Here is a 6,024-nt window from a genome sequence, read left to right on the forward strand (position 1 = left end):
CTCACCTTCTATTTATAGATGCTGAATCTGAGTCACTCGCAACAACTGACAATGGGCACGGTATTCAGAGCCTGTACCCACCGTGAATGCTTGTCCAGTCGTGCCTGAATGAACGGTAACCAGATCACCACTAAGAGTAATTTTCTGTCCCGGTTTTAACCGGCGAATCTGATCGGCAATTTTTTCAGTGGCAGCAATCAGACTGAAATGCTGCACATGCGTATTGATGAAGTCACGATCCGCTTTGCTGATTTGTCCTTCAATCTGATAGCAGCGTTTTGCTTCATCAAACTCCAAGGTTGCCTGCATGGCTGGCAGCGGCTGAGTCAGCAACAGCACATCAATATTGCTGAGATAGGCCAGATCATTAAAACTCCCAACCACAGGACTAGCCTGATGCAGAACCCGACGGTTGGGTTTTACAAAGCGCTGATCATGCACAATATAGGTCTCTGAAATATGCTTGACCGGTTCTACTTGAAAGTTTTTAAGTACGCCTTTTTCTTGCAGATGCGGAATGGCGCGAAAAAACTCATTCCAGACCCAAAGCCCAAGCATAAACAACAGTGCAGTGATCAATAATTTTTGCATAATTTTTATTCTTCACCAGGTTCTGGTCAATCCTCGAAATCAATCCGAACCGTTTCAAAACGTACCCGTCCTTCCTGAACCGCTCGGGCAATGGCTTGCTGACCTTTGGTCAGACGCGCCCCTCCACTTTTGATATCAATCAATACTACTTCAATATCCTCGGCTTCGCCTTCCCCGTCACGAAAATCGGTATAACCATCAAAGACCACATAATCCACCGGATCTCCCAGAAACTTGGCATCGCTCGGTAAATATTGAAATTCCGGCATGATCGGCGCGAGCTGTTCCGCCATTTTCCCCTTAAGAACTGCACGGCTGGTATTCACACTACGTTTTTGCGCAGCAATTAAGGCCCGCTGATGCTCCAGTTCCAGCTCGGCAATATACTGCTCATATTCGGCCTTGATCCGTCCATTACGGGTCTGATTCAAAATAATAGTGGTCAATACCACCCCGATACATGTGCCAATCAGCATGGCCATCCATATGGACATTCAATCTTCCTAATTTACTTGATTTTTATAGCATCGCATTCGACTGAAGTTGAGGACATCGGCCATTTGCATACGTGAAAAGAATGATATGCTAGGCTGGAACAGAATAAAATCACCTTGAGTCATGAAAACAATTTTAGTTGCGAATCAGAAAGGCGGTTGTGGTAAAACCATGACAGCCATTAGCTTAGCATCAGCACTCGCACAAAAGGGTTATACGGTGGCTTTGGCCGATGCCGACAACCAGAAATCAACCTTGCAATGGCTTAAGCACCGCCCGGCACAGGCAGCAGCGATTCAAAGTCTGGACTGGCGCAATAGCAAATCCATTGGTGATGCGCCGAAGCAGATCGAATACCTGATTATTGATGCACCCGGTGCGTTAACCGATGATCATGCCGAACAGCTGGTCAGTGAAGCACATGCGATTATCATCCCGATCCAACCTTCATTTTTTGATATTGATTCAACCCGCCGTTTTCTCAAGCATTTGCAGGAAATCAAGCGCATCCGTAAAGGTAAGGTCGAAATTCTGCTCTTGGCCAACCGCACCAAACCGAATGCCGCCAGTAATCAGGACATACAGCAGTTTTTTGACAAGATCGACCAGCAGCCGGTGGCCTGGATTTCGGAGCGCGCGCCTTATAGCCGTTTGGCCATGGAAGGTCTGTCAGTCTTTGATAAACCTCAGAAAATTTACCGGGAACTGCAGGATCAATGGCAACCGGTACTGAACGCTATTATTGATGATCCGAGTCAGTGGTTTTGAGTCAATAGCCTGAATCGTGCTGCGGCTTTGGGAAAATAATCACACTACTTGGCAATGCAGCATTTTCGATCGCTTTTTTTTCAGTTACTATGCCTGAACACGACCTAAAAAATGAGTCATTAAATTCAGTGCAACAATACGCGCCTATATTACAAAAAGTCTTATTATTTGGATTGTTCTTTATCCTGATTTTTTTGAGTTTCCATATACTCAAGTATTTCATCATTCCTGTAGTTTGGGCGGCAATTATTGCCTATATGACTTGGCCCCTGTATCAGTCGGTGTTACGCATGTGTGGCAATCGACCGACACTCAGTGCAACCGTGATGATTCTGGCGGTGATTCTGGTATTTGGTCTGCCCTTTATTTTTGCCATTTTCATGTTGCAGCATGAAGGTCGTAATCTGTATTTTGAATTGCAGCGACAGGTCTTTTCCGGCCACCTGAATGTACCTGATTTTATTCGCGGACTTCCGATTGTCGGTAAGGAAATTACCCGAACCTTAAATGAAATCAACACCGATCCGCAGAGTATTGCGCTGGCGATATCGACCTGGATTCAAGGTCATTTGAATTATGGCAAAGTGGTGTTGAACGAAGTCAGCAAAAATGTCTTTAAATTATGTTTTGCGATCCTTTCGCTGTTTTTCTTCTACCGTGATGGTCAGACCATTTTAAATCAGGTACGTAAAGCCTTTGAAATGGTGGTCGGACCACGTGTGCATCATTATTTTTCGACCATCTCGGTTACCACACGGGCCGTGGTCTATGGCGTTGGTTTGACCGCAATTGCACAGTCCCTTTTGGCAGGTCTAAGTTATTTTGTTGCCGGTGTTCCAAATCCGATGGTTTTAACCCTGGTGACCTTTATTTTTGCCCTGATTCCTTTTGGTCCACCTCTCGCTTATAGTGCGGTGGCACTGTGGCTGTTTTCACAAGGACAAACCATTGAGGCTATTGGGGTCATGGTATGGGGTGTCTGTATTGTGAGTACTGCCGATAACGTCATTCGTCCATTGGTGATTTCAGGCGCAACGCAGATTCCTTTCCTGCTGATCATGTTTGGGGTCTTGGGTGGTATTGCCAGCTTTGGTCTGGTCGGGGTATTTATTGGCCCGGTGATTCTGGCCGTACTCCTTGCAATCTGGCGTGAATGGTTACATGAAAATAATCAGAATGAACCGCTGATGATGCCTAAAGCCACTATGGCACATGAGATTATTGACCCAGAACCAAAGGACACACCGCCCAAAGCGCCTTAAGGTACATATTGAATCAGCTTAAACAAAACAAAACATTTAAGTACTGATTTTATATAGAGCTTCCGATCTTGCTCTGTTTAAATGATTGCACAAAACGGAATAAAGATCAGGATGCCAAAACCATGTCTTCATTATTTAAAATTACGACACTTTGCGCGTTAAGCGCTGCACTTTTTACCGGTTGTGCCTCAACCTCCCCATCGAATGAACTGGTCAGAGCTGTGACTGTAAATGCAGTAACCGCTCAAGGTGTGGGCCAAGAGATTGGCACCGTATTACTCAGTGACAGCCCGGCCGGTCTGGTCATTCGCACCAACCTGAAACAGCTTCCTGCGGGTGAGCGCGGTTTCCATATTCATGAAAATGGTTCATGCGCACCTGCCATGAAAGATGGCAAGATGGGTGCAGCACTAGCGGCAGGTAGTCATTACAATCCGAACCAGGCACCGCATCACGGTACACCAACGGCCGGTCACCTCGGTGATTTGCCAGCATTGAAAGTCAATACTGATGGAACTGCACGTGTCACCCTGCTTGCACCACGCCTGAAACTGGCTGATGTTCAGGGTCGTGCGATTATGGTTCATGCCGGTAGCGATAACTATTCCGATAGTCCATTACCATTGGGTGGTGGCGGTGAACGTATTGCCTGTGGCGTGATCTAAACGCTTTAATGCAAATTTTCAAACAGAAAAAACGGGCACTATGCCCGTTTTTTCATGGAATTTTCTTTTATTTTGGCGTCTAAATTGCATCCAGAACTTAGTGTCTCTCATACTCGGATCATGTCCTTGTGAATGTTGCCCAACCTGTGACCTCTGTTTTTCTTAAAATTATTAAACCGGCCGTACTTCCCTTTCAGTCCAGCGCGCTGATGACCTATTGCCTGCAGATCCTGCTGGTGTTTCTGGGCACTACTTTCGGTCTGAAGTTTCTGGGTTATGATGCTTTAATCGTACCTGTCACCTTGGGGGCGATTGCCACTGCCCTGACCGATTTCGATGACCGTCTGAGCCTGCGCTTGCGTAACCTGCTGCTGGTCATCATTCTGTTTTTCAGTGTCAGCAGCATTCTGGAGTTTCTTGCTCCCCATAAATTCTGGTTTGCACTCTGGCTGTCGCTGTCTAGTGCACTTTTTATTCTGATGGGTGCATTGGGCCAGCGTTATGCTACGATTTCATTTGGCACAATTTTACTTTCGATTTACACCATGTTTGGCCTGGGCGAATATCAGCACTGGTATGAACAGCCGCTTTATTTTGTCATTGGGGCACTCTGGTACGGCCTGATGTCTATTCTATTTTTTCTGCTGCGTCCAACCCTACAGGTTCAGGAAAACCTTGCGCAAAGCTTGCAGTACATGTCAGACCTACTGCTCAGCAAAGCTAAACTGTTTGATCCGGATCAGCACCCGAATGTCGAAATCCTGCTCTATGAGCTGTCACTTAAAAATACGCTCGTCATTCAGAGCTTTAACCGCAGTAAAGATTCCCTGCTAACCCGGCTTAAAGCTTCACGTGCCAATCGCAATACCATTTACTGGCTGAACCTGTATTTTTTGATGCAGGATATTCATGAACAGGCCACCGCCAATTATCTGCATTATGAACAGATCGAACAGCATTTTAGCCGTACCGACCTGATTTTCCGGATTCAGAAAAACATCCATCTGCAAGCCCTCGCCTGTCAGCATCTGGCAAAATGTGTACTGCGCGATCAGAAATTCCATCTCTCTGCAGATTATGAACTGGCATTGCAACATTTACAGGAATCGATGCAGGACTGGATTGCCCAGCATCCACAGAACATTGAAGTTAAAAATTTACAGCTCATTCTCGCTAACCTGCTCAGCGTGCATGAGCAGTTACAACATCTGCATGATGAACAGGCACTATATAAGCCACGCTATCAGCAGCATTTTGATGACCTGAGTCTGTTTGATGATGACATTCGTGATACGACTGATCTGTGGCTGAAACTCAAGCCGCACCTAAGTCCGCAATCGGCACTTTTCCGGCATGCGGTCAGGATTGCCGTTGTATTTTTAGTCGGATATGCCATTTCATTATTACCTTTTGCAAAAAATGGCTACTGGATTTTATTGACCAGCCTGTTTGTCTGCCAGATCAGTTATTTTGCGACTAAAAGCCGGCTCAAACTGCGAACTTGGGGAACATTATTAGGGGTGATACTGGGTGTTCCGATCCTGTATTTTGTGCCAAGTGTGGAAGGCCAGTTATTATTGACCGTGATTTTTGGCGTGGGTTTTTTCTATTTACGTTCCAAAAAATATGCCATGGCCACCCTTATGGCTACCTTGATGGTGCTCCTGATTTTTAACCTGAAAGGTGCCGGTTATGCAATCATTTTGCCACGGATTATCGATACGCTCATAGGCTGTCTGATTGCCTGGATTGCGGTAAGCTGGATCTGGCCGGACTGGAATTTTCGCAATATTTCCAGCAACATCAAGAAGTCCTCACATGCAACCCTGGACTATTTTGCTGCAGTGGTCGAACAATATCAAAATGGTAAAGATAACAGTATGGCTTACCGGACTGCACGGCGTTTGGCACACAATGCACAGGTTGATTTGTCCAGTATGATTTCAAGCTTGAGTACCGAACCAAACCCGGATCCGCAGCTGGTCAAAAGTGCTTTTCGCTATCTGGTCTATAGTCACAGTCAGCTCAGTTATGTTTCAGCCTTAGGCAGCCATCGTGAGCAGGCGGCTGATGCTCAAGTTCTGGATTTACTAGAATGGTGTCGGCAAACCTTAATTAACCCGAATCGCGGATAAGAAATTGACTTGAAAAATAAGAGGACTAGAGCCATCAGTTGAGTTACCACACCAAACTCACAACTCTAGTCCTGATGTTCAATAGTACCGAATTATTCTGCGTAATTG

The 6,024-nt window shown here is 45.8% G+C and carries 5 protein-coding genes and 1 pseudogene; 4 read left to right on the forward strand and 2 right to left on the reverse strand.

The features are described 5' to 3' along the window. Positions 1 to 12 precede the first annotated feature (12 nt). On the reverse strand, positions 13 to 591 hold the full coding sequence (locus KUG37_RS04140) for a hypothetical protein (RefSeq protein ID WP_216936967.1): 579 nt from the start codon (positions 589 to 591) through the stop codon (positions 13 to 15). A 26-nt stretch (positions 592 to 617) separates the two neighbouring features. After that, entirely contained in the window at positions 618 to 1,085 is a 468-nt protein-coding gene (locus KUG37_RS04145; RefSeq protein ID WP_216936966.1) for a Holliday junction resolvase-like protein, read from the reverse strand. 124 nt (positions 1,086 to 1,209) lie between these two features. Between KUG37_RS04145 and KUG37_RS04150 the strand changes: the two genes are divergently transcribed. From KUG37_RS04150 to yccS, 4 genes and pseudogenes are all read left to right on the forward strand, one after another. Beyond that, complete coding sequence (locus tag KUG37_RS04150; protein ID WP_216936965.1) at positions 1,210 to 1,854, forward strand: ParA family protein; 645 nt, start codon at positions 1,210 to 1,212, stop codon at positions 1,852 to 1,854. Between the two features lie 128 nt (positions 1,855 to 1,982). Further along, on the forward strand, positions 1,983 to 3,116 hold the full coding sequence (locus KUG37_RS04155) for an AI-2E family transporter (protein ID WP_216936964.1): 1,134 nt from the start codon (positions 1,983 to 1,985) through the stop codon (positions 3,114 to 3,116). A gap of 122 nt (positions 3,117 to 3,238) precedes the next feature. Next, a complete protein-coding gene (sodC, locus tag KUG37_RS04160) occupies positions 3,239 to 3,781 on the forward strand; it encodes a superoxide dismutase family protein (RefSeq protein ID WP_216936963.1) in 543 nt (180 codons plus the stop codon). Positions 3,782 to 3,909: 128 nt separating this feature from the next. Then, positions 3,910 to 5,895, forward strand: a pseudogene (gene yccS, locus KUG37_RS04165) (YccS family putative transporter); the annotation flags it as partial. Between the last annotated feature and the right edge of the window lie 129 nt (positions 5,896 to 6,024).

The organism is Acinetobacter sp. BY419, from assembly GCF_019038395.1.
Classification (GTDB): Bacteria; Pseudomonadota; Gammaproteobacteria; order Pseudomonadales; family Moraxellaceae; genus Acinetobacter.